The sequence below is a fragment of the Streptomyces sp. WMMC940 genome (assembly GCF_027460265.1).
Lineage (GTDB): Bacteria > Actinomycetota > Actinomycetes > Streptomycetales > Streptomycetaceae > Streptomyces.
Genome location: NZ_JAPZBC010000001.1, coordinates 86,971 through 107,642, shown reverse-complemented (window position 1 = coordinate 107,642; position 20,672 = coordinate 86,971). Strand labels below are relative to the sequence as shown.

General features: G+C 72.0%; 19 protein-coding genes. 17 read left to right on the top strand and 2 right to left on the bottom strand.

Features of this window, described 5'->3' with window-relative positions; translation table 11 throughout:
* Window positions 1-61 precede the first annotated feature (61 nt).
* The 8 genes from O7595_RS00550 to O7595_RS00515 all read left to right on the top strand — a co-directional run bounded on the left by O7595_RS00550 (window position 62) and on the right by O7595_RS00515 (window position 10,473).
* Window positions 62-856 (top strand): nucleotide sugar dehydrogenase, encoded by a 795-nt coding sequence (locus tag O7595_RS00550; protein ID WP_269726747.1) that lies wholly within the window; start codon window positions 62-64, stop codon window positions 854-856.
* The gene (locus tag O7595_RS00545) at window positions 853-4,011 is read left to right on the top strand and encodes an amino acid adenylation domain-containing protein (protein WP_269726746.1); all 3,159 of its coding nucleotides are present in this window, start codon (window positions 853-855) and stop codon (window positions 4,009-4,011) included. Before O7595_RS00550 ends, O7595_RS00545 begins: the two co-directional genes overlap by 4 nt.
* Entirely contained in the window at window positions 4,008-4,817 is an 810-nt protein-coding gene (locus O7595_RS00540) for a polysaccharide deacetylase family protein (RefSeq protein WP_269726745.1), read from the top strand. Before O7595_RS00545 ends, O7595_RS00540 begins: the two co-directional genes overlap by 4 nt.
* A complete protein-coding gene (locus O7595_RS00535) occupies window positions 4,814-6,115 on the top strand; it encodes an MFS transporter (protein WP_269726744.1) in 1,302 nt (433 codons plus the stop codon). The genes O7595_RS00540 and O7595_RS00535 overlap by 4 nt, the downstream gene beginning before the upstream one ends.
* Window positions 6,116-6,140: 25 nt before the next feature.
* Entirely contained in the window at window positions 6,141-7,433 is a 1,293-nt protein-coding gene (locus O7595_RS00530; RefSeq protein WP_269726743.1) for an ATP-grasp domain-containing protein, read from the top strand.
* A 70-nt stretch (window positions 7,434-7,503) separates the two neighbouring features.
* Window positions 7,504-7,914, top strand: coding sequence for a glyoxalase (locus tag O7595_RS00525; protein ID WP_269726742.1), 411 nt, complete (start codon window positions 7,504-7,506; stop codon window positions 7,912-7,914).
* A 67-nt stretch (window positions 7,915-7,981) separates the two neighbouring features.
* Entirely contained in the window at window positions 7,982-9,541 is a 1,560-nt protein-coding gene (locus tag O7595_RS00520) for an Ldh family oxidoreductase (RefSeq protein ID WP_269726741.1), read from the top strand.
* Entirely contained in the window at window positions 9,538-10,473 is a 936-nt protein-coding gene (locus tag O7595_RS00515) for a Gfo/Idh/MocA family protein (protein WP_269726740.1), read from the top strand. The genes O7595_RS00520 and O7595_RS00515 overlap by 4 nt, the downstream gene beginning before the upstream one ends.
* Before the next feature lie 10 nt (window positions 10,474-10,483).
* Here the strand turns inward: O7595_RS00515 and O7595_RS00510 are convergent, their stop codons facing one another.
* A complete protein-coding gene (locus tag O7595_RS00510) occupies window positions 10,484-11,545 on the bottom strand; it encodes an IS110 family transposase (RefSeq protein ID WP_269726739.1) in 1,062 nt (353 codons plus the stop codon).
* The gene (locus tag O7595_RS00505) at window positions 11,545-11,706 is read right to left on the bottom strand and encodes an IS110 family transposase (protein WP_269726738.1); all 162 of its coding nucleotides are present in this window, start codon (window positions 11,704-11,706) and stop codon (window positions 11,545-11,547) included. Before O7595_RS00505 ends, O7595_RS00510 begins: the two co-directional genes overlap by 1 nt.
* Before the next feature lie 239 nt (window positions 11,707-11,945).
* Between O7595_RS00505 and O7595_RS00500 the strand changes: the two genes are divergently transcribed.
* The 9 genes from O7595_RS00500 to O7595_RS00460 all read left to right on the top strand — a co-directional run bounded on the left by O7595_RS00500 (window position 11,946) and on the right by O7595_RS00460 (window position 20,665).
* On the top strand, window positions 11,946-12,749 hold the full coding sequence (locus tag O7595_RS00500; RefSeq protein WP_269726737.1) for a hypothetical protein: 804 nt from the start codon (window positions 11,946-11,948) through the stop codon (window positions 12,747-12,749).
* Window positions 12,727-13,602: a sugar phosphate isomerase/epimerase family protein gene (locus O7595_RS00495; protein WP_269726736.1), complete on the top strand. Its 876-nt coding sequence runs from the start codon at window positions 12,727-12,729 to the stop codon at window positions 13,600-13,602. The genes O7595_RS00500 and O7595_RS00495 overlap by 23 nt, the downstream gene beginning before the upstream one ends.
* Window positions 13,599-14,429 (top strand): sulfotransferase, encoded by an 831-nt coding sequence (locus tag O7595_RS00490; protein WP_269726735.1) that lies wholly within the window; start codon window positions 13,599-13,601, stop codon window positions 14,427-14,429. The genes O7595_RS00495 and O7595_RS00490 overlap by 4 nt, the downstream gene beginning before the upstream one ends.
* 5 nt (window positions 14,430-14,434) lie before the next feature.
* The gene (locus O7595_RS00485) at window positions 14,435-15,739 is read left to right on the top strand and encodes an ATP-grasp domain-containing protein (RefSeq protein ID WP_269726734.1); all 1,305 of its coding nucleotides are present in this window, start codon (window positions 14,435-14,437) and stop codon (window positions 15,737-15,739) included.
* A 49-nt stretch (window positions 15,740-15,788) separates the two neighbouring features.
* Entirely contained in the window at window positions 15,789-16,646 is an 858-nt protein-coding gene (locus tag O7595_RS00480; RefSeq protein ID WP_269726733.1) for a glycosyltransferase family 2 protein, read from the top strand.
* Between the two features lie 2 nt (window positions 16,647-16,648).
* On the top strand, window positions 16,649-17,182 hold the full coding sequence (cysC, locus tag O7595_RS00475; RefSeq protein ID WP_269726732.1) for an adenylyl-sulfate kinase: 534 nt from the start codon (window positions 16,649-16,651) through the stop codon (window positions 17,180-17,182).
* The gene (gene cysD, locus O7595_RS00470; protein ID WP_443071542.1) at window positions 17,179-18,129 is read left to right on the top strand and encodes a sulfate adenylyltransferase subunit CysD; all 951 of its coding nucleotides are present in this window, start codon (window positions 17,179-17,181) and stop codon (window positions 18,127-18,129) included. Before cysC ends, cysD begins: the two co-directional genes overlap by 4 nt.
* Before the next feature lie 2 nt (window positions 18,130-18,131).
* Window positions 18,132-19,496, top strand: a complete 1,365-nt coding sequence (locus O7595_RS00465; protein WP_269726731.1) for a sulfate adenylyltransferase subunit 1 — start codon at window positions 18,132-18,134, stop codon at window positions 19,494-19,496.
* Between the two features lie 116 nt (window positions 19,497-19,612).
* Window positions 19,613-20,665, top strand: coding sequence for an aliphatic sulfonate ABC transporter substrate-binding protein (locus O7595_RS00460; RefSeq protein WP_269726730.1), 1,053 nt, complete (start codon window positions 19,613-19,615; stop codon window positions 20,663-20,665).
* Window positions 20,666-20,672 lie beyond the last annotated feature (7 nt).

The following is a 20,672-nucleotide window of genomic DNA, read 5'->3' as shown; positions in this document are numbered from 1 at the left end:
CTGGAGGAGTCGGGGCTGGTGGGGGGGGCGGGACTTCGGCCTCGCGTTCTCGCCCGAGCGGGTGGATCCGGGGAACACCACCTACGGATTCCACAACACGCCGAAGGTGGTCGGTGGGCTGACAGCCGAGTGCGGGGCGCGGGCGGCCGAGTTCTACGGCCGGCTGACGGAGCGCGTCCATGTCACCCGTTCGCCCCGCGAGGCCGAGGCGGCGAAGATCCTGGAGAACACGTACCGCCAGGTGAACCTCGCGCTGGTCAACGAGTTCGCGCAGATCTGCCACCGGCTGGACGTCGATGTGTGGGACACCATCGAGGCCGCGTCGACCAAGCCCTTCGGCTTCACGCCCTTCCGGCCCGGAGCGGGTGTCGGCGGGCACTGCATCCCGGTCGACCCGTTGTACATGGTCCACCGGGCAGTCCAGGCGGGCGCACCGTTCCGGATGGCCGAACAGGCGCAGCGGATCAACGAGTCGATGCCCGTGTGGGTCGCCTCCCGCGCCCGCGAGATGCTCACCACGGCCGGTACCGCCGTGCGGGAGGCGCGGATCCTGCTCCTCGGCGTCACGTACAAGCCCGACGTGGCGGACACCCGCCACTCGCCCGCCGAACCGCTGGCCACCGAACTCCTGGGCGCCGGTGCCGAGGTCGTCTTCCACGATCCCTATGTGGACGCGTTCCGCGCCCGCGGCCGGCAGCTCACCTCCAGCCGTGACGTCCGCGCCGATCTCGCCGGGGCGGACCTGACCGTGGTGGTGCAGCGCCACCGTATATACGGCCGGGAACTGCTCGGTACGGCGCGGCTTCTCCTCGACCCCAGCGGGCCCGCCACCGGGACGGAGGCCGACCGGACATGACCAGGTCCAGCATGCGAGCCGACGCCCATGGCGCCGGGCACCCGGAGACGGTCCGGATGGTCCGCGCCCGCGTCGAGCGGACACCGGCCGCGATCGCCCTGCGGACGGCCGGCGCACAGGTCGAATACGCCGAACTGTGGGAGCGGGCCGTCGAGACGGCCGGCCGGCTGACCCGCCTGGGAGTGCCCGTGGGGGGTGTCGTCGCCCTGTCGTTGCCCTCGGGACCGGAAGCGGTGGTCGCGATGCTCGGGACTTGGCTCGCCGGCGCCGCGTTCCTGCCGATCGACGCGGCGGCCCCGGTGGAACGCCGCGACGAACTGGTGCGCCGCTCCCGCGCCGCCGCCCTGCTCGATGCCGCGTCCTGGCCCCACCCGCGCCGCGTGGACCCGCCGCCCCCGGAGCAGGGGCCGGAGGCGCGGTTCGCCACCACCGGCCCCGCCTACGTCATCTACACCTCCGGTTCCACCGGAGCTCCCAAAGGCGTGCTGGTTGGCCACACCGCCCTCGGCGGGCATGTCGCCGCCGCCGCCGACCTCTTCGGGCTGAGCGAGCACGACACGGTGCTCCAGTTCGCCAGCCTCGGGTTCGACGTGGCCCAGGAGGAGATCTGGCCCACCCTCGCCGCGGGTGGCACCCTCGCTTTCCATGGCGGGGGCCTCCCCGACGCCGCAGCTCTCGCGGACCTCGCTTCCGGCCTTGGCGTGACGATCCTCCAGCTCCCGACCGCCTACTGGCGGATGCTCTGCGCCGAACTCGACGGAGCCTCCGGATCCGCGTTCGCCGGGGTGCGCACCGTCGTCATCGGCGGGGAGAACGCCGCCGCCGACGACGTCCGCACGCACCGGCGTACCCCTCTCGCGCACACCACCCTGATCAACGGATACGGCCCGACGGAGTCGGTCGTCACCGCGACCGCGCTCGTCCTGCCGCCCGAGGTGCCGGTGCCCGGCACCGGCGGACTGCCCATCGGAGCCCCCGTCGGCGATCGGGTGCTGCACGTCCTCGGCGAGGACGGCTCCCCGGTCGCGCCCGGGCAGAGCGGTGAACTCTGGGTGGGCGGTGCCCTCCTGGCCGAGGGGTATCTCCATGACTCGGAGCGGACGGCGGAGCGGTTCGTGCCGGACGCCTCCTCGGGCGACCCCGAGGCCCGCGTGTACCGCACCGGGGACATCGTGGTGCGACGTGCAGACGGACACCTCGAGTTCCTCGGCCGCGCCGACAACCAGGTGAAGATACGCGGACACCGCGTCGAACTCGACGAGGTGGACGGGCATCTGCTCGCCACCCCCGGGGTGGCGGCCGCAGCCGCCTTCACTCTGGACGACGGGTCCGGCGGGCAGGCACTGGCGGCCGCGCTGACCGGCAGCGCCGGGACGCCGGACCCGGAGGCGGTCCGTACGAGTCTGCGGCAACGCGTGCCCGCGTATCTGGTCCCCGGACGGATCGTCGTGCTCGACCGGATGCCGCTCACCACCTCGGGGAAGATCGACCGACGTGCCGCCGCACGTGCCGCCGCCTCGCTCGCCGACGTCACGGACCGCACGGACGTCACTGCCCGGGCCCTCAACGACCCGGAGCAGCGGGAGGCCCCCGGAGATGTCTCCGCGGACACGGTCGCCGCGCTGTTGCGCGTGCTCCTCCAGAACGACCGGCTCGGCCCCGACGACGACTTCCTTGTGCTCGGCGGGGACTCCCTGATGGCCATGCGGGTCTGCGCGCGGATGCGGGCGCTGGGCGTTCCCATGCGTCCGGCCGACCTCCTCGGCGGCCGTACCGCCCGCGCTGCCTTCGCCGCGGCGTCCGGGCGCACCGCGCCGGTCGTGACGCCGTCGGAAGAGCCCGCAGGGCCGCTCGACCTCCTGCCTGCCCAGCAACGGTGGCTGTACGACGGCGAACTGCCCGAACGGGACCACTTCTGCCTCAACGCGCTGTTTACCGTCGACCCCGGCCCGGAGGCGGCCGCACGGCTGGCGCGGATCGCGGAAGCACTCCAGCGGCGCCACCCGGCCCTGCGCACCGTGCTGCGCCCGGACGGCACGGCGGCCCTCGCCGAACCCGACGGGGCGGCGGTCGTCCGGCAGGTCGACCTCACCGGCGTCCCCGGGAGCGGGACCAGAGACCGGCTGGAGGCGGAACTCGCCGCCGCGCAGCGGTCGATGTCGCTCACCGAGGGGCGGGTGTTCCAGCTCCTCCACGCAGAGCTGGGCGACGGCACCGCCCGACTGCTGCTCACCGTCCATCACTTCGTCCTCGACGGGGTGTCGATGGGCCTGCTTGTCGACGATCTCGAAGCGCTGCTCACCGGCGGCGCCGGGCAGCCGCCCGTGATCGGTCCCCGCGCCGTCGGCGAGGCGATGCGCTCATGGGCAGCCTCCCCGGAGGCCCGCGCGGACGCCTCCCGGTGGACCGAACGCACGCGCGGCTTCGCACCGCTGCGCCCCGAATGGGACGGCGACGACCGCCTGCCCACGCTGAGCACCCACCGCTTCCGCCTCCCCGCGGAGGCGACCCGGCTCGTCACCCACGTCCTTCCGAACCGGGGCGTCGCCCCGCACGACTTCGTGCTCGGCTCCCTCGTCGGCGGCCTGGCGGACTGGACCGGGGACTCGGTGTTCGGCGTCGACGTGTACGCGCACAGCCGGGACGTCTCCGTCGGCGACCTCGACCTCTCCCGCACCGTCGGCTATGTGCAGAGCACCTTTCCCGCCGTACTGCGCTGGGAGGGAAGCGGCATCGCCGCGCTGGAAAGGGCCCTCGCCCCCCTCGGTGAACTACCCGAGCGCCGCTTCGGCTTCGACGCCCTCCGGTTCGATTCGCCCGTCCCGGGCGAACGGGAGGCCCTGAGCGCCTGCCCGCGCCCCACCGTCCGGCTGAACTTCCGGGGACACCTGCTGCGGCTGGAGCGGCGGAACCCGGGCGCCGCCCTCCGGCCCGCCGGCGAGAGCTTCGGAGCGCACCGCTCCCCGCTCCAGCGGGAGCGCTATCTGCTGATGGTGGAAGGGGACATCGTGGACGGAGAGCTGGAAACGAGCATCAAGTACTCCACCGGCCGCTGGAGCCAGGAACGGATCGGGGACCTCGCCACCGCCGTCGAGGGGGTCATGCGGACGGCTCTGGCCGACACCGGTGACGCCCCGACCGGAGGCGTCCGATGACCCCCGTCGCCCTGCACGTCGACGGCGTGGCCGAGGAGCACCAGCCCGCCCTGGGCAGCGCCCCCGGCTGGCCGCTCGTCCTCTACTTCCACCACGTCCACCCCGAGGTGCGGCACTACACCGCTCTCACACCGGCCGACTTCGCGCACGGACTGGAACGCGTCCTGGAGGACTTCCGCCCCTACGACCCGTCCAGCCTGCTCGCGGACGGTGGTCCGGTCCGCCCCGACCGTCCCACCGTGCTCGTCACTTTCGACGATGGCTACCGCGACAACGCCGTCCACGCGCGCCCGGTCCTCGACCGGCTCGGTGTGCGGGCCGTGTTCTTCGTCTGCACCGGCCTGCTGGGGAAGCGCAGCACCGAGCCGCGCCGTGACCACCTGAGCCACCGGGAGTGCGACCGCCTGGCGGCGGACGGACACCTGATCGCCGCCCACACGCGCACCCACCCGCACCTCGACCGGATCCCCGCGGACCGTGCGCGGGAGGAGACTCTCGCATCACTCGCCGACATCGGGGACCGCTACGGGCCGGGCCCCGCCCGGCTGTTCGCCTACCCGTACGGCGGCATTCCCGCCCCCTTCGCCGCGCTCCCCGCCGACGTGCTGGCCTTCGGGACGGTCCGCTCACCCGCGGCCCCCTGGACTAGCCGCCCGCACGCGGTGCGGCGCACCTACCTGCCCTCCGGCGCGACGGGCCAGTGGGACGGCCTGGTCTCCCACTGGCGCGACCAGTGGGAGACCGGCGCGCCCCGGGAAACGGCCGAGCGCGACGTCCCGTCCCACCCGGCGAAGGATCCGTCATGAGTGATCGCACCCCCTGGCGCACCCGGCTCACCAGCGCCCTGCCCGCGACCCGTGAGTCGAGGATCATCGCGGCCAACGCCCTGGTGGGATCGACCGGAACCGGCATGTTCCTCGCCGGATCCGCGCTCTACTTCACCCGATTCGCCGGGCTGACCCACATCCAGCTCGGCCTCGGCCTGGCCATCGCCGGCATCGTCGGCATCGCCACGACCGTCCCCATGGGCCGGCTGGCCGACCGGTTCGGGCCGCGGAACGTCCTGCTCTTCGCCTGCGTGTGGCGGGCCGTCGGCTATCTCGCCTTCCTCAACGTCGACGGATTCACCGAGTTCGTCATCACGGCCAGCCTCCTCTACGTCGTCGACCGGGCGGGCCAGCCGCTGAACCAGGCCCTGGTCGGACGGCTGATCACCGGCACCGAACGCAACCGGACCATGGGCTTCATCCGGGCCCTGCGCAACGTCGGTTTCACCGTCGGCTTCGCGGTGGGAGGCATCGCCCTCACGGCAGGGACCGCGACCGGTTTCCGGCTCCTGTTCGTCGGCAACGCCCTCAGCTTCCTGGTGATCTTCGTCTTCCTCTGGCTGCTGCCCGACGTCCGCGCAGCCGCCCCCGCGACCGGCGGCGAGGGGAAGGAGAAGCCCGGGGGGCCGGTCGTCCCACCGTTGCGCGACGCACGATTCGTGGCCGCCACCGCGGCGAACGGCGTCCTCTTCCTGCACGACGCGATCCTCACCGTCGTCCTGCCGCTGTGGATCGCCGAGCACACACGCTCGCCGATCTGGATGATCACCGTCTTGGTGACGGCCAACACGGTCATCACGGTGCTGGCGCAGGTGCGGGTGACCCGGCACATCCAGGACCTTGACTCGGCGACACGGGCCACCAACCACTCCGCCGGCCTGATGTCCCTGGCCTGCCTCGCCTTCGCCGCCAGCGGCGTGGCCGACGCGCCGGGCTGGACCGTGGCCGCGCTCGCCGCGGCGGTACTCCTGCTGACGGCCGGCGAACTCCTGCACTCCGCGTCGTCCTGGGAGATCTCCTTCGCGATGTCCCCCGACGCCGCACAGGGGCGCTACCTCGCCTTCTTCAATGTGGGTTTCTCCGCTGCCGAGATCGCTGGACCCGCCGTGGTGCTGTGGTTGCTCAGCACCAGTGGCCCCCTCGGCTGGCTCGTGCTGGCCGTGGCCTTCCCTCTGGCAGCGGCGCTGAGCTGGACGGGTACCCGGGCGCGCCCGGCGAGCGCGGCCGAGCCGTCCGGTTCCGACACTCCCACCGTGGCCAACGCCACCGGTTCCTGACCACCCGTACCGACGGAGGATCTCCATGGCCGACTCGCAACCCCTGCACCTGCTGATTGTCAGCGGCGGACGCGACCTGCCCGACCGTGCCCGCGACGCCTCCGCGGGACTGCGCACCACCGTCATCTGCCGCCCGGAAGTGGTGCCGAGGCTGCGCAGCCGTGAGAAGATCCAGCGGCTGATCGTGCTGCGCGAGGACGCACCCGAGGACGAGTGGGTGGCAGCCGCCCGTTTCGTGCACGCCGTGGACCCCGTCGACCGGCTCACCAACTTCACCGAGAAGGACACCGAGAAGACCGCAGCGATCGGCGCCGCACTCGGGCTGACCTGGCACAGCACCGAGACCGTTCGCGCGGTCGCCGACAAGGCCGAGATGCGCCGGCGCCTCGCTTCCGCCGGGCTCGGCGACGTCGTGGCCGAGGTGGTGCACGACGTGGAGGGCGTGCTCAAGGTCGGCGAACGGACCGGCTACCCGCTGATCTGCAAGCCTGTCCGCGGCGTCGCCAGCAAGGGCGTGACCCGCATCGACGGTCCCGCGGACATCGAACGGGCCCTCGCCTGGGGGGCCACCGGCGCGGGGGACCTGGACTCGCCGGAGCTGATGGTCGAGCCCTTCCTCACCGGGGAGGAGTACAGCGTCGAGGCCGTCAGCGAGGACGGCGAGCACCTGGTCGTCGGCGTCACCCGGAAGATCTCCGAGCCCGTCCACTTCGTCGAGGTCGGCCATGTGGTCCCCGCGCCCCTGCCCACCGAGGACGCGGAACGCATCGGTGCCGCGGTCCGGACGGCCCTGGAGGCCCTCGGCGTACGGCAGGGCGTCACCCACACCGAGGTGATAGTCGCACCGGAGACCGTCCACATCGTCGAGACGCACCTCCGCCCGGCCGGCGACGAGATCCCGGAGTTGTGGGCCCGCACGACCGGCGTCGACCTGATCGAGGTCGTTGCCCGCCAGGCGGTCGGTCGCAAGGTCCTCGACGACGTGCGCGCCGCCCTCGGCGCCCCCGGGGACCGGCCGGGGGCCGCGGCCATCTGGTACGCCTGCCCGGACGCCGTCGGCGAGATCGTCGAGGTGACCGGTACGGACGAGGCGCGTGCGCTCAACGGCGTGGTGGACGTCGAGGTCCTGCGTGAGCCCGGCAAGCGGCTCAAGGGAGTGACCGGGTCCTTCGCACGGGGCGCCCATGTCTGTGCCGTGGGGGCCACGCAGGAGGAGGCGTTGCTGCGGGCTCGGGAAGGTGTGCGGAAGATCTCCTTCACTGTGCGCAGCAGCGGTATGGCCGAGCGCCACGAGATTCTTGCCGAGCACTCCGGCTGACACCCGTCGGCCGCGACAAGCGAACAGTGACACGCGAACCGTGTCGGACGACCAGAGACAAGGAAGAGGCATGACCGCCGAGAACACCAACCCCGCCCAGGAGAAGACCGATTACGCCTTCGGTGGGCTCCACCACGTCCAGCTCGCCATCCCGCCGGGTGCCGAGGACCTGTGCCGCCAGTTCTGGGGCGATGTGCTCGGGATGACCGAACTGCAGAAGCCCCCGGTGCTCGCCGCGCGCGGCGGCTGCTGGTTCCGCGGCGGCGGCCTGGAGGTCCACCTGGGTGTGGAGAAGGACTTCGCCCCGGCCCGCAAGGCACACCCCGGCATCCTCGTCCGCTCGCTGCACAGCCTGGCCAAGCGACTGGAGGCGGGCGGGCACGAGGTGACATGGGACGACAACTTCCCCGGCCACGACCGCTTCTACGCGTTTGACAAGCTCGGTAACCGGCTGGAGTTCCTGGAGCCCCAGACGTCCTGACCCGAGGCACCGACGGCGGGACGTGCCGCCGACCGACATCCGACCGGCACTCCATGAGGAGCCAGCAATGACCGAAGCAGCGGGCAGGCCGCCGGCCTTCCGTGTGGTGGACCTGATCGTCGCGGAAGGCCCCGAAGGGGCCGAGCGCATTCTGATCGCAGGGTTGACCGTCGGCGTGGCCGCGGGCGAGATCGTTGCTGTGCTCGCCGACGGCCGGGCGCCGGCCGAGGCGCTGGTCGGGGTGCTAGCCGGACGGCGGCGCGCCCAGTACGGATCCATCGCGGTGTCCGGCAGCGCCCGGCGCAGGCACGTCGGGCCGGCCGTCCCAGCGGGCCTCTCGGTCGTACGCCCGGGACAGTGGTTGCCCGGCATCGGCGCCCGGCCGGCGGTCGTCGTCGACGCCGTCCACCCCGAGCCCCGGGCGGGCGACACAGTGGCCTCGTCCGCCAGGGGCGCGGCCCGGGCGGGCAGCGCCGTGCTGCTCGTGACGGACGACCCGGAGACGGCGGCTGTCGCCGACCGGGTCGTCCACCTCAACCGCCCCCCGCAGCCACCGACCCGCCCCGAACCTCCGGCCGAGGCGGAACGCTTCTCCGCAGAGGCGCTTACGGCCGCCGTGCTGGGCTCCCTCACCTCGGCGGGCGTCGCCCCCCAGCGGGCCGCGCTGGTCTCGCGCGTCCTCGTGGACGCCGACCTCCGGGGCCACTTCTCGCACGGTGTCGGGCTGCTCCCGATGTACCTCGACCGGTTGGCACGCGGGGGGATCGACCTGGCCGCCGAGCCCGAGTGGATCTCCCGGGACAGCGTCGTTGCGGTCCTCGACGCCCGGGGCGGCTTCGGCCAGGTCGCGGCGGACGCGGCGGCGGAGCACTGTGCCCGCCGGGCGACCGAACACGGCATCGCGGCGGTCGCCGTCCGGGGCAACAACCACATCGGGATGCTCGCTGCCTACCGCGACCACTTCGTCAGGCACGGCGTGGTGGGGCTCGTCCTGAACATCTCCGGACCGAGCGTGGCCGCCCCCGGAGCGGGACGCCCGACGCTCGGCAACGACGCGGTGTGCATGGTCGTCCCCCGGGCCGAAGGGCGCCCGCTCGTCGTCGACTTCGCGACCGGCACGGTCGCCAGCGGCAAGATCCGCCACGCCGCCCACCGCGGGGAGCCCGTTCCCCCGACCTGGCTGGTCGACCGCCAGGGGCGGCCCACGACCGACCCGGAGGAGCTGGACCGCGGCGGCGCGGTGCCCGTCTTCGGCGGTCACAAGGGACTCGGCGTCGCCGTGATCACCGAGGTCCTCGCCGGGATCCTGGCCGGCGGAACCGTGAGCCCCCTGGTCCACAAGCAGCGCGCAGAGCCCGATCGGGCGATGGACTGCTCCCAGTTGTTCCTTGCCCTCTCGCCCTCCGCCTTCGGTGACCCGCCGGTGGACGAACTGCTTCGGGTGCTGTCGGCGGCGGTGGCGGACGGCTATCCGCAGGGGGCGCCACGCGTGCATCTCCCCGAGCAGCAGGAGGAGTCGGCCGAGGCGGCCGCGCGCGAACACGGGATACCGGTGCCCGCCCGCGTGGTGGAGAGCCTCGGATGGACCGCCGACCGCACGGCGACCGCCGTAGGAGGCGCACGATGAGCGTGGGAGTGGGCATCGTCGGCTTCGGATCCGCCGGACGCCAGCACGCCACGGCAATGGAGGGCCTCGTCGAGGCCCATGCCGTGGCGGTCCTCGAACAGGATCCCGCCGTCGACACTGCGGGACTGCCCCGGGCGGCCTCTTGGTCGCGACTGCTGGCCGACCCCGAGATCGACATGGTCGCCCTGTGCCTCCCGCCGGGCGGCAGGGCCGCTCTCGCCGTCGACGCCCTGGAGGCGGGCAAGGCGGTGCTGCTGGAGAAGCCCCCGGCGGTTTCCGTCGCCGAGATCGACCTGATCGCCGAAGCCGCGCGGCGGTCCGCCCGGCCGGTCGGCGTGATGCTCCAGCACCGCATGCGCCTGCCCGCCTCCGCCCTCACGGCGAACTGGGCCGACCCTGCGGTCACGAGTGTCCTGGAGGTGTCGCGGTTCCGCCCGCCCGCCCACTACCGCCGGGCCGGCTGGCGCGGTGACCCGGCCTCCGCCCTGGGCGGCATCGCTGCCCATCTCGGCGTCCACTACCTCGACCTCGCCTGCCAGTTGCTCGGCCGCCCGGAGGCCGTACGGCTCGCGCCCAGCCGGGAGTTCGCCCCCGGCATCGACACCCGGGTCACCGGCCACATCGTGTTCCGGGGCGGGGCGACCCTCGCGCTGACCGTCACGGCGGAGTCGGCCGTACGCAGCGAGCGGCTCCAGGTCCTCGGGCCGGCCGGCGGGGTCTGCGTCGCAGACGGGCTCGTCACCACGCAGATCGGCGACACGGAGCGGACACTACCCGGGGTGCCCACCGCCGTACTGCGCCGGATGGTCTACCAGGAGATGGCCGAAGCCGTCGCCACCGGGTGCGCACCCCTCCGGTGCCACCTGGAGGGCGCCCGTGCCGTCACCGAGATCCTCACAGCCGTCGCTCGGGAACCGGAGGCCGTCGCATGAGTTTCCTGAGTCAACCTCTATGCCGCAAGGGCGCCTCGGCGGCCGTGTCGATCTTGTTGTTGGCTTGGTGGATCACGGGGTCGCAGCAGGTGCCGTCACGCCAGCAGGCCCACATCACGCGCAGCCAGGCGCGGGCCAGGATGCGGATGGCGGGGGGGGGGTGTCGCTTCTTGCGGGCTCTGGCGTCGTTGTAGATCTTGGCGGCCCAGTCGCTGCTGTGTCGGCTGTTGTCGGCGAAGGTGGTCAGGGCGATGCGGGCTCTGCGGTTGGTCGCGAAGCGGAAGGCGACCGTGCGGGATTTGCCCGACGCGCGGGTCACGGGAACGACGCCCGCCTCGGCGATGAGCTGTTCGCTGGTGCGGGCTCGTTCCAGGAGCGGGCCGATCTCGCCGATGATCTGGCCGAGGCTGACCTTGCCGATCCGCGGCATGGTCGCGAACAGTGGCGCGTAGGGGTGGGTTTCGACCGCTTCCGCGATGGCCTTGTCCAGCGTGCGGATGGTCGTGCGTATGCCCTGGACCAGCTGGACCTGGACCAGCTGCTCGACGGCTGCCTCGCTGATGCGGGAGGCCGCCTGCGGGGCGGCGCGCAGACGCTCGATCTGGATGCTGCCGGGCTTCTTGCCGGAGTAGCCGCGACGTTTGCACCAGGCTTCGAGGCGGCCGGCGGTGAGCTTGGCAGCGGAGGCCGGGGTGGGGTATCGCTCCAGGAAGGCCATCGCGATGTCGCTGTCGAGGTTGGCGAAGACCGCCTTGCCGCCGGGCCAGTGTGCATCCAGCAGTGCGGCGAGCTGGTTGACGGCGCTGACGCGGGCCTCGACGTGGCCGGCGCGGGTCCGGGTGAGGGCCTGGAGATCGAGGGTGGTCTGCTCGGTGGGCTCCAGGCGGGGCAGCAGGTCGCCGTCGGTGCGCAGGTAGTCGGCGAGCTTCATGCTGTCGCCCGCGTCGGTCTTGGCCTTGGAGGCGCCCCAGCGCAGGCACATGGCGTGGAAGACGTTGGGGTGCACGGGCACCACCGGGTGGCCGGCGGCGAGCAGCCGGTCCACGGCCAGGCCGCGGCTGGACTCGATCATCACGGGCAGATCTGCCGGGATGCCGCGCTTCCCAGCCTCGCCAGGGTTTTGGCGAACCCTTCCTCGGTGTGGGCCAGTTCCCACCGGTCGATGCGCTTTCCGGCGTCGTCCATGACGGTCACGTCATGGGGCTCGGTCGACCAGTCCCAGCCGATGAACACGAAGGTCGTACTCCTGTGACTTCGACAGAGCACCTGCCCGGTGGTGAGGTCGTCTGCCGGGAGCTCATTAATCGGCCCTGTGCGGGGCGTGTCCCTGAAGCCGATCAGACAACCTCGGCCCGGCGGGGCTGGCGGAACTCATGCTGGCCGTCGAACGGCTCGCACTACTGGCCATGCACCCACTGGGACCGAGAGGTCACAACCCTACCGAAGAGGGCTGCAGAAGGGATGGTCCTCTGATGAGCATTCCCGCCCCGCTCATCGGGCTCTCCTCCGGCTCCGCCCCCGCCCTCGGCGCCGCCGAACTCGCCGCCCTCACCCTGCGGTTGGGCGGAACCGTCGTCGATGTCCGCGCGGGGAAGGGACACGCCTGGGAGGACACCGGTGGCCTCGACGCGATGCGCGCGGCCGGCGCCGACGTCTGCTTCGTCGGCGTGAGCACGGTCCTCGGCGACGCCGCCCACCCGCCCGCCGACTGCGCCGCGCTGCCGTGGCTGGAGCAGGGACTGCCGGTGAAGGTCTTCGCGGCCGACGGCTGCACGGCCCCCGGACGTATCGACCTGACACTCGCCCAGATCGGGGCGCTGGCGGAACGCACGGGTGACCCCGGACTCGTCCTGGTCGAGACCCACCAAGGCTACGCACCGGTCGGTGAACTCGCCGAACTCTGCCGGCAAGCCGGGACCGCCGTGCTGCTGGACACCCTGGGCCTCGCGCGTATCGCCCCGGATCCGCTGTCCGCCGCCGGCCTGCTCGCCCCGTGGACGACGCACGCCCAGGTCAAGGGCTTCACCCGGGGCGAGGCGAGCACGTCCCGCCATCTCCCGCTGGCCGCGCCGTCCGCTATGCCCACTCGTCCGCTGCTCTCGGCCGTCGGAGCCCTGCGCACCGTCACGGTGGAGAGCAGGGCCCCCTCGCTCCCGGAGGACACGGCCCTTCTCCGGCAATGGTTCGCCCCCGACCGTGAACCGGCCGAGACCGGCCTCACCGCCGACCCAGTTCCCGAAGAGGAGATCTCCCATGAAACTCGCCGTCATCAATGACGAGGTGTCGCAGGACATCCACGTCGCGGCGGCCGAGGCGGCCGGCCACGGCTTCGGGGGGCTGGAGATCCGGTCCTCCGGCGGTGTTCCGCCCCACCGGATGACTGACGACCAGCTCAGGGTCGTTCGTGATATGACGACCAGTCAGGGACTGCGCGTCGCCGGGTTCGATCCTCCCGCACTCAAGTGCCGGGTGCCGCGCGACGACGCGGAGACCGCCGCCGTGCGGGACCTGGTCGTGGACGCCGTGCGGCGGGCCGAGATCCTCGGCGCCCCCTTCGTCCGCGTCTTCACCTTCTACCGTGAGGGCGACCCGGATCCCCGTGGGGCGGCGAAGGCGGCCCACGAGGTCCTGGATGGTGTCCCCGCCGACCGGGTGCCGCTGCTGGTGGAGACGGGCATGCGGACCAACAGCCCCACGATGCGCCACACCCTGGACTTTCTCGACGCACTCGGCGACGACCGCCTCGGGATCCTGTGGGACCCGGGCAACAGCGTCTTCAGCGGCTGGGACCCCGAGCCGTTCCCGCAGGACTACGCGCTGGGCCGGGACCGCATCCGCCACGTCCATGTGAAGGACCCCGACGGCCGCACCGCCTATGTGCGCTTGGGCGACGGCGACCTGCCGTGGCCCGCGATCCTCGCCCGGCTGGCGGAGGACGGCTACGAGGGCTGGATCTCGTTGGAGACCCACTGGCGCATCGGACGCACCCTCACCCAGCGGCAGCGCGACGAGCCGTGGGGAGAGGAGTTCACCTCGGGCGGCCTGGAGGCCAGCTCGATCTGTATGAGCTCGCTGCGCGAGATGGCCCGTGCCGTCGGTGCGACACCCACCCCGAAGGCCCACGCATGACCACATCACCCTTGATCCTTCTCGGCGGGCAGCGTTGCGGCACGACCGCCTTCGCCTACGCCATGAACCTCGCCTTCCACGATGCGGGCGGCCACTTCACGGTCAACGGCAAGCTCCCGTATCTGCTGCACCGCTGGCTGACCGCCGACGACCTCGCCGACCGGCACCTGCGCACCGACGAGATCCTGCACGCGCTCGCTCGCCGGCCCCCGGACGGCGCTGGCGTCGAGCATTGGCGCGCCCGCGTCGAGCAGAGCCTGCGAACGGCCGCCCGAGAGGTGGCCGAGGGCGTGGCTGGCAACGACCCCGCCGTCCTGGCCCGCCGCGTCCTCGCCGAGAGCGCCAGGGACCTTCCGTGCTGGGGGGACAAGTACAACGAGTACCTCCTCCATCTGCCCTGGCTCGACGCCGCCCTGCCGGACGCCCGCTACGTGGTCCTGGTACGCCACCCGCTGGAGGCAGCGCGGTCGATGCTCCGGTGGACGGGGGACCGGCCCTGGCTGCCGGTCACCGAGTCTTCGGCGCTGGCGAAGTGGACCGCCTGGTACCGCCACTGGCTCGCCTTCGCGCCGTCCGTTCCGGAACACCGGCGCCTGGTGATCGACTACCGGGCGCTGTGCCGCGGAGAGGCCACCGACCGCCTTTCGGACTTCGTCGGCCTGGCCCTCCGCCCCTATCTGGCGGGGCTTACGCCCCGCTCTCCTGCCGCCTCCTCCGAGGACAGCCTCCCCGCGGACACCGCAGCGGTGTGGCAGGAACTCCAGGAGGCGGCCCGAGCTGCCTCCTCCGCACCGGAATCCGTACTCACGACCATCCCGCAGAGGTGACCTCCGTGTCCGCACCCCGTGTCCTCGTCATCGGCGGCAAGTCCGGCATTGTCCGGAAGGCTGCCGCACTCGGCTTCGAGGTCGTACACGTCCAGAAGCCGTCCGCGTTCGATCCCGCCGTGGTCGAGCACTGCACACAGCTCCTGCTCGTGGACTACCAGGACGTGTCTCTCGTCACCGCCCTGGTGCGCGCGCTGCACGAACGGCAGCCCTTCGTGCGGGTGTTCACCCAGGCCGAGGCCGCCCAGGCGGTGGCGGGGCATCTCACCGACGTGCTCGGCACCCCGGGTAACGGCGCCCGCACCACCCGCCTGATGCACGACAAGCCCGCCCTGCGCGCGCTCCTCAACGAGTGTGGCACGGGGGCCGTCCCGGTCCTGGTCCGTCCCTCCCTGGTGGAGCTGCGGGACTTCGTGCAGATGCACGGCGGGGCTGTCCTGAAACCGACCATGGGCTCCGGCAGCCTCGGCGTCCGCCTGATCACCTCCCCGGACCAGACCGATGAGGCGTGGGCCTGGCGTGAACGCTTCGGCCTGGACGAGTTCATGGTCGAACAGCTCCTGGTCGGCGAGGAACTGAGCGTGGAGACCTTCTCTGTCGCCGGCCGCCACGAGATCGTCGCCGTCACCGGCAAGGAGACCGGGGGCGGGGTGGTCGAGGTCGGGCACGTCGTTCCCGCCGCGCTGTCGAAGCGCGCCCACGGCGCCGTGTGCGACACCGTCCGGGAGCTCCTCGACGCGGTCGGTTTCGTGGACGGGCCCGCCCACACCGAGCTGATCCTCACGGCCGACGGGCCACGGGTCGTCGAGTCCCACAGCCGTCGCGGCGGGGACCGTATCAATGAACTCGTCCGCCTCGTCCACGGCGTCGACCTGGAGGAGACCTGCTACCGCCTCGCCGAGGGCGGGAACCCCCTGCCGTCGGTCCCGGCCGCCGACGGTGCGGCCGCCATCCGGTTCCTCGTCGCCGAACCCGGCGTGGTCACCTCGGTGACGGGAACCGCCGAGGCCGCCGCGGCGCCTGGTGTGATCGACGTCGACGTGCAGGTGGAATTGGGCGACACCGTGCACGACCTGCGCTGGTCCGAGGATCGCTGCGGCTATGTGATGGCTCGCGCCGAGGACACCGCCACCGCAGTGCGGCTGGCCCGCGAGGCCGCCGCCCGCATTGTCATCCGCACCGCCCCGGCCGAGGACGCCACCGCCCGGGCGCCCGACGTGACGCTGGCGCACCTGCTGGACGAGGTGGACGAGGTCCTCGACCCGTTCACGGCCGCCGGGGGCGTCTCCTCCGGGGGTGCCGCCGCGTGACACGTGCGACAGACAGCCATCCGCAAGCAGCGAGGCAAGGAGCAGCGAAGTGACGACGGCACAGCGCACCGGAACGGTTCCGGCACCGGCGGCTGCCCCGGGGCGACCGCGCCCCAAGCGGGTGTCCGTGGTGATCGCCACCCGGAACCGTCCCGACGACGTCCGGCATCTGCTGGCCGCGATCGAGGCCGGTGACACCGGGCTCGTCCACGAGGTCCTGCTCGTGGACGACGCGTCGGACACACCACTGCGCTTGAGGGCGGACCACCGGGTCCCCGTACGGGTGCTGCGGAACGACCGGCGGAAGGGCGCCGCCGCGAGCCGGAACAGGGCGGCGGAGTCGGCGACCGGGAACGTCCTCGCTTTCCTCGACGACGACGCCCGTCCGCTGCCCGACTGGTTCCACGTGCTGGGCTCCGCACTGGCCGACGACCGCGCCGCCGTGACCGGCCGGGTGCTGCCCTTCGACAGCGGTGTGGTGGCGCGAGCCCGCCAGTACCGGTACGAAGTGCGCTACGCGCAGCACGCGCCGAACAGCGTCGTGACGTTCTTCGCCGGAGGCAATTCGGCGGTCTGGACCGATGTCTTCCTGGAGGCGGGAGGCTTCCCCGATGTCGTCACCGCGAGCGACAACGGGCTCGTCGAGCGTCTGTCGCGGTCGGGACGCCATGTCTTCTTCGTGCCCGCGCTGCGCGTCGCCCACCGCAACAGCAAGGGTGCGGGCATCGCCTTCCGGGAGGCGTGGCGGGCAGGACGGTTAGCGCCCCGGAGCAGCTCGGCCGCCGCGTTGCGGCGCCTCACCGCGACGGCCCGGGTACAGCCGTGGGCCGATGACCCGGCTGCTGCCGGGCTCAACCTCGGGCTCCAGGCGGCCAACTCCCTGGCCACGGCCCTGCCTGCGAGCTGAAGGTGACCGGAGCCACGATCTGGCTCACGGGTCTGCCGAGTGCTGGCAAGACCACGATCGCCCGCGAGCTGGCGGCGCGGCTGGAGGCGGAGGGGCGTCGGGTCCAGTTGCTCGACGGTGACGAGATCCGTGAGTACCTGTCCGCGGGTCTGGGTTTCAGCCGTGAGGACCGGCACACCAATGTAAGGCGGATCGGTTTCGTCGCCGAACTCCTCGCCTCGCACGGTGTTTTGGTGCTGGCCCCGGTGATCGCGCCGTACGCGGACAGCCGGGAGGCGGTGCGCAAGCGGCATCAGCGGGAGGGGACCGCTTATGTGGAGGTGCATGTCGCGACTCCGGTCGAGGTGTGTGCGGTGCGTGATGTGAAGGGCCTGTACGCCAAGCAGGCGGCCGGTGAGATCAGCGGCCTGACCGGTGTCGATGATCCTTATGAGGCGCCGAAGGCGCCCGATCTGCGGATCGAGTCCCAGAACCAGAGCGTGGCCGAGTCCGCCGAGGCGGTCCGTGTGCTGCTGGCCGAGAGGGGTTTGCTGTGACCACCACCACGACCACCACCGTGGGGACGACACGACAGGGTGCGGACGGTTCGTACGCGCTGTCGCATCTGGACGCTCTGGAGTCCGAGGCGGTGCACATCTTCCGCGAGGTGGCGGGTGAGTTCGAGCGGCCGGTGATCCTGTTCTCCGGCGGCAAGGACTCGATCGTGATGCTGCACCTGGCGCTGAAGGCGTTCGCGCCGGCGGCGGTGCCGTTCTCCCTGCTGCACGTGGACACCGGGCACAACTTCCCGGAGGTCATCGCGTACCGGGACCGGACGGTCGAGCGGCACGGGCTGCGGCTGCGCGTCGCCTCGGTGCAGGAGTACATCGACGCGGGCAAGCTGCGGGAGCGCCCCGACGGGACACGCAACCCGCTGCAGACGGTGCCGCTGACGGAGGCCATCCAGGAGCACCGTTTCGACGCGGTGTTCGGCGGCGGGCGGCGGGACGAGGAGAAGGCGCGGGCCAAGGAGCGGGTGTTCTCGCTGCGGGACGAGTTCTCCCAGTGGGACCCGCGCCGGCAGCGCCCGGAGCTGTGGCAGCTCTACAACGGCCGGCACGCGCCGGGTGAGCATGTGCGGGTCTTCCCGTTGTCGAACTGGACCGAGCTGGATGTGTGGCAGTACATCCGGCGGGAGCGTATCGAGCTGCCGGAGATCTACTTCGCCCATGAGCGGGAGGTGTTCCGGCGGTCCGGGATGTGGCTGACCGCGGGCGAGTGGGGCGGCCCGAAGGAGTCGGAGACGCCGGAGAGGCGCCTGGTGCGCTACCGCACGGTCGGGGACATGTCCTGCACGGGGGCGGTGGACTCGGATGCCACCACCCTGGAGGCGGTGATCGCGGAGATCGCGGCGTCCCGGCTGACCGAGCGGGGGGCGACCCGCGCGGACGACAAGCTGTCCGAGGCGGCGATGGAAGACCGCAAGCGCGAAGGGTACTTCTAGAGATGACGAGCACCACCGAGCAACTCGCCGGGCTGTCGGAGCAGACGACGCTGCTGCGCTTCGCGACCGCGGGTTCCGTGGACGACGGCAAGTCGACCCTGGTGGGGCGGCTGCTGCACGACTCGAAGTCGGTCCTGGCGGACCAGCTGGAGGCCGTGGAGCACGCCTCGCGCAGCCGGGGCCAGGAGGCGCCGGACCTGGCGCTGCTGACCGACGGCCTGCGGGCCGAGCGGGAGCAGGGCATCACCATCGATGTGGCGTACCGGTACTTCGCCACCGCGCGGCGGCGGTTCATCCTCGCGGACACCCCCGGGCATGTGCAGTACACCCGGAACATGGTGACGGGCGCGTCGACCGCCGAGCTGACGGTCGTCCTGGTCGACGCCCGCAACGGGGTGGTCGAGCAGACCCGCCGGCACGCGGCGATCGCGGCCCTGCTGCGGGTGCCGCACGTGGTCCTCGCGGTGAACAAGATGGACCTCGTCGGTTACGCGGAGAGTGTCTTCGCCGCGATCGCCGAGGAGTTCACGGCGTACGCCACCGAGCTGGGCGTCCCCGAGATCACGGCCGTCCCGATCTCCGCGCTGGCCGGGGACAACGTGGTGGAGCCGTCCGCGCGGATGGACTGGTACGGCGGCCCGACGGTGCTGGAGCACCTGGAGACCGTCCCGGAGGCCCGAAGCGGTCCGGCACCCGGAGTGGGTGACTCCTTGTCTCCTGCGCGTTTTCCGGTGCAGTACGTGATCCGGCCGCAGACGGAGGAGCACCCGGACTACCGGGGCTACGCGGGGCAGATCGCGGCGGGGACCTTCTGGGTAGGCGAGCGGGTGACCGTCCTGCCGTCCGGTCGGCAGTCACTGATCGCCGGGATCGATCTGCTGGGTGTGCCGGTGGAGGCGGCGTGGACGCCGCAGTCGGCGACGCTGCTCCTCGCGGACGACATCGACATCTCCCGCGGCGACATCATCGTGCCCAGCGACGACGCCCCGGCCACCAGCCAGGACGTGGAGGCGACGGTCTGCCATGTCGCGGACCAGCCGCTCACCGTGGGGCAGCGGGTGCTGCTGAAGCACACCACCCGCACGGTGAAGGCGATCGTCAAGGAGATCCCCTCCCGCCTCACCCTGGCCGACCTGTCCCAGCACCCCGAGCCCGGGGAACTGGTGGCCAACGACATCGGCCGGGTGCGGGTCCGCACCGCCGAGCCGCTGGCCATGGACTCCTACGCGCACTCCCGCCGCACCGGCTCCTTCCTGCTGATCGACCCCGCAGACGGCACCACCCTCGCGGCCGGCATGGCCGGCGACGCGTTCGCCGCCCCGACCGCCCCGAACCCCCAACCCGACGACGAGGGCTGGGACTTCTGATGACCGACAGTGCCACGGGTGCCGCACCGCACGCTGGCTTCCCCCGACGGTGCCGTCCGCGCCCGCGGACTCGCACCACGTTTCGTCGCCGTCTCTCCGCGGCGGCTGTTCTGCCGTTGTTCGCCGTGGTGCTCACCGCCTGCGGTTACGGTGCCGAGGCCGAGAAGGACGACGAGGTCGCTCCCGCCGCCGGCGGCAGGAAGCTCTCCGTGGGCGAGGTGAGGCTCGGCTACTTCCCGAACCTCACCCACGCCACCGCCCTGATCGGCGTCCAGGCCGGCCACATCCAGAAGGAGCTGGGCGGCACCGCGCTGAAGACCAGCACCTTCAACGCCGGCCCCTCCGGGATCGAGGCCCTCAACGCGGGCAGCATCGACATCGGCTTCATCGGCCCCTCGCCGTCCATCAACGGCTTCACCAAGTCGAACGGCCAGAACCTGCGCATCATCGGCGGTTCGGCCTCCGGCGGTGTGAAGCTCGTAGTCGACCCGAAGAAGATCAAGACGCTGGACGACCTCAAGGGCAAGAAGATCGCCACGCCCCAGAAGGGCAACACCCAGGACGTCGCGCTGATCAACTGGATCAACGAGAAGGGCTGGAAGGTCGACACCGAGTCCGGCAAGGGCGACGTGTCCGTGGTCCGCTCCGACAACAAGGTCACCCCCGACGCCTTCACGTCCGGCTCCATCGACGGCGCCTGGGTGCCCGAGCCGACCGCCTCCAAACTGGTCACCCTGGGCGGCAAGGTCCTCCTCGACGAGACGAGCATCTGGCCCGAGAGGAAGTTCGTCATCACCAACATCATCGTGTCCCAGAAGTTCCTCAAGGAGCACCCGGACGCGGTCGAGGCGGTGCTGCGCGGCACGGTGAGGACCAACGCGTGGATCAACGCCAACCCGGACGAGGCCAAGGCGTCCGCGAACAAGGCGCTGGAGAAGCTGTCCGGCAAGCCGCTGCCCGCCGAGGTCCTCGACCCGGCGTGGCCGTCGATCCGGATCACCGACGACCCGCTGGCCGAGACCCTGAAGACCCAGTCCGAGTGGGCGGTCGAGTCGAAGCTGCTCCCGAAGGCGGACCTCGACGGCATCTACGACCTGAGCGTCCTCAACAAGATCCTGAAGGCCGAGGGCAGGCCCGAGGTCTCCGACGCCGGCCTCGGCGTGAAGTAACCACCCC

Coding starts and splice junctions, on each gene's coding strand:
- O7595_RS00500 (WP_269726737.1), top strand. CDS start 11,946: ATGAGCATTCCCGCCCCGCTCATCGGGCTCTCCTCCGGCTCCGCCCCC.
- O7595_RS00545 (WP_269726746.1), top strand. CDS start 853: ATGACCAGGTCCAGCATGCGAGCCGACGCCCATGGCGCCGGGCACCCG.
- O7595_RS00525 (WP_269726742.1), top strand. CDS start 7,504: ATGACCGCCGAGAACACCAACCCCGCCCAGGAGAAGACCGATTACGCC.
- O7595_RS00495 (WP_269726736.1), top strand. CDS start 12,727: ATGAAACTCGCCGTCATCAATGACGAGGTGTCGCAGGACATCCACGTC.
- O7595_RS00465 (WP_269726731.1), top strand. CDS start 18,132: ATGACGAGCACCACCGAGCAACTCGCCGGGCTGTCGGAGCAGACGACG.
- O7595_RS00540 (WP_269726745.1), top strand. CDS start 4,008: ATGACCCCCGTCGCCCTGCACGTCGACGGCGTGGCCGAGGAGCACCAG.
- O7595_RS00530 (WP_269726743.1), top strand. CDS start 6,141: ATGGCCGACTCGCAACCCCTGCACCTGCTGATTGTCAGCGGCGGACGC.
- O7595_RS00520 (WP_269726741.1), top strand. CDS start 7,982: ATGACCGAAGCAGCGGGCAGGCCGCCGGCCTTCCGTGTGGTGGACCTG.
- O7595_RS00535 (WP_269726744.1), top strand. CDS start 4,814: ATGAGTGATCGCACCCCCTGGCGCACCCGGCTCACCAGCGCCCTGCCC.
- O7595_RS00515 (WP_269726740.1), top strand. CDS start 9,538: ATGAGCGTGGGAGTGGGCATCGTCGGCTTCGGATCCGCCGGACGCCAG.
- O7595_RS00510 (WP_269726739.1), bottom strand. CDS start 11,545: ATGATCGAGTCCAGCCGCGGCCTGGCCGTGGACCGGCTGCTCGCCGCC.
- O7595_RS00490 (WP_269726735.1), top strand. CDS start 13,599: ATGACCACATCACCCTTGATCCTTCTCGGCGGGCAGCGTTGCGGCACG.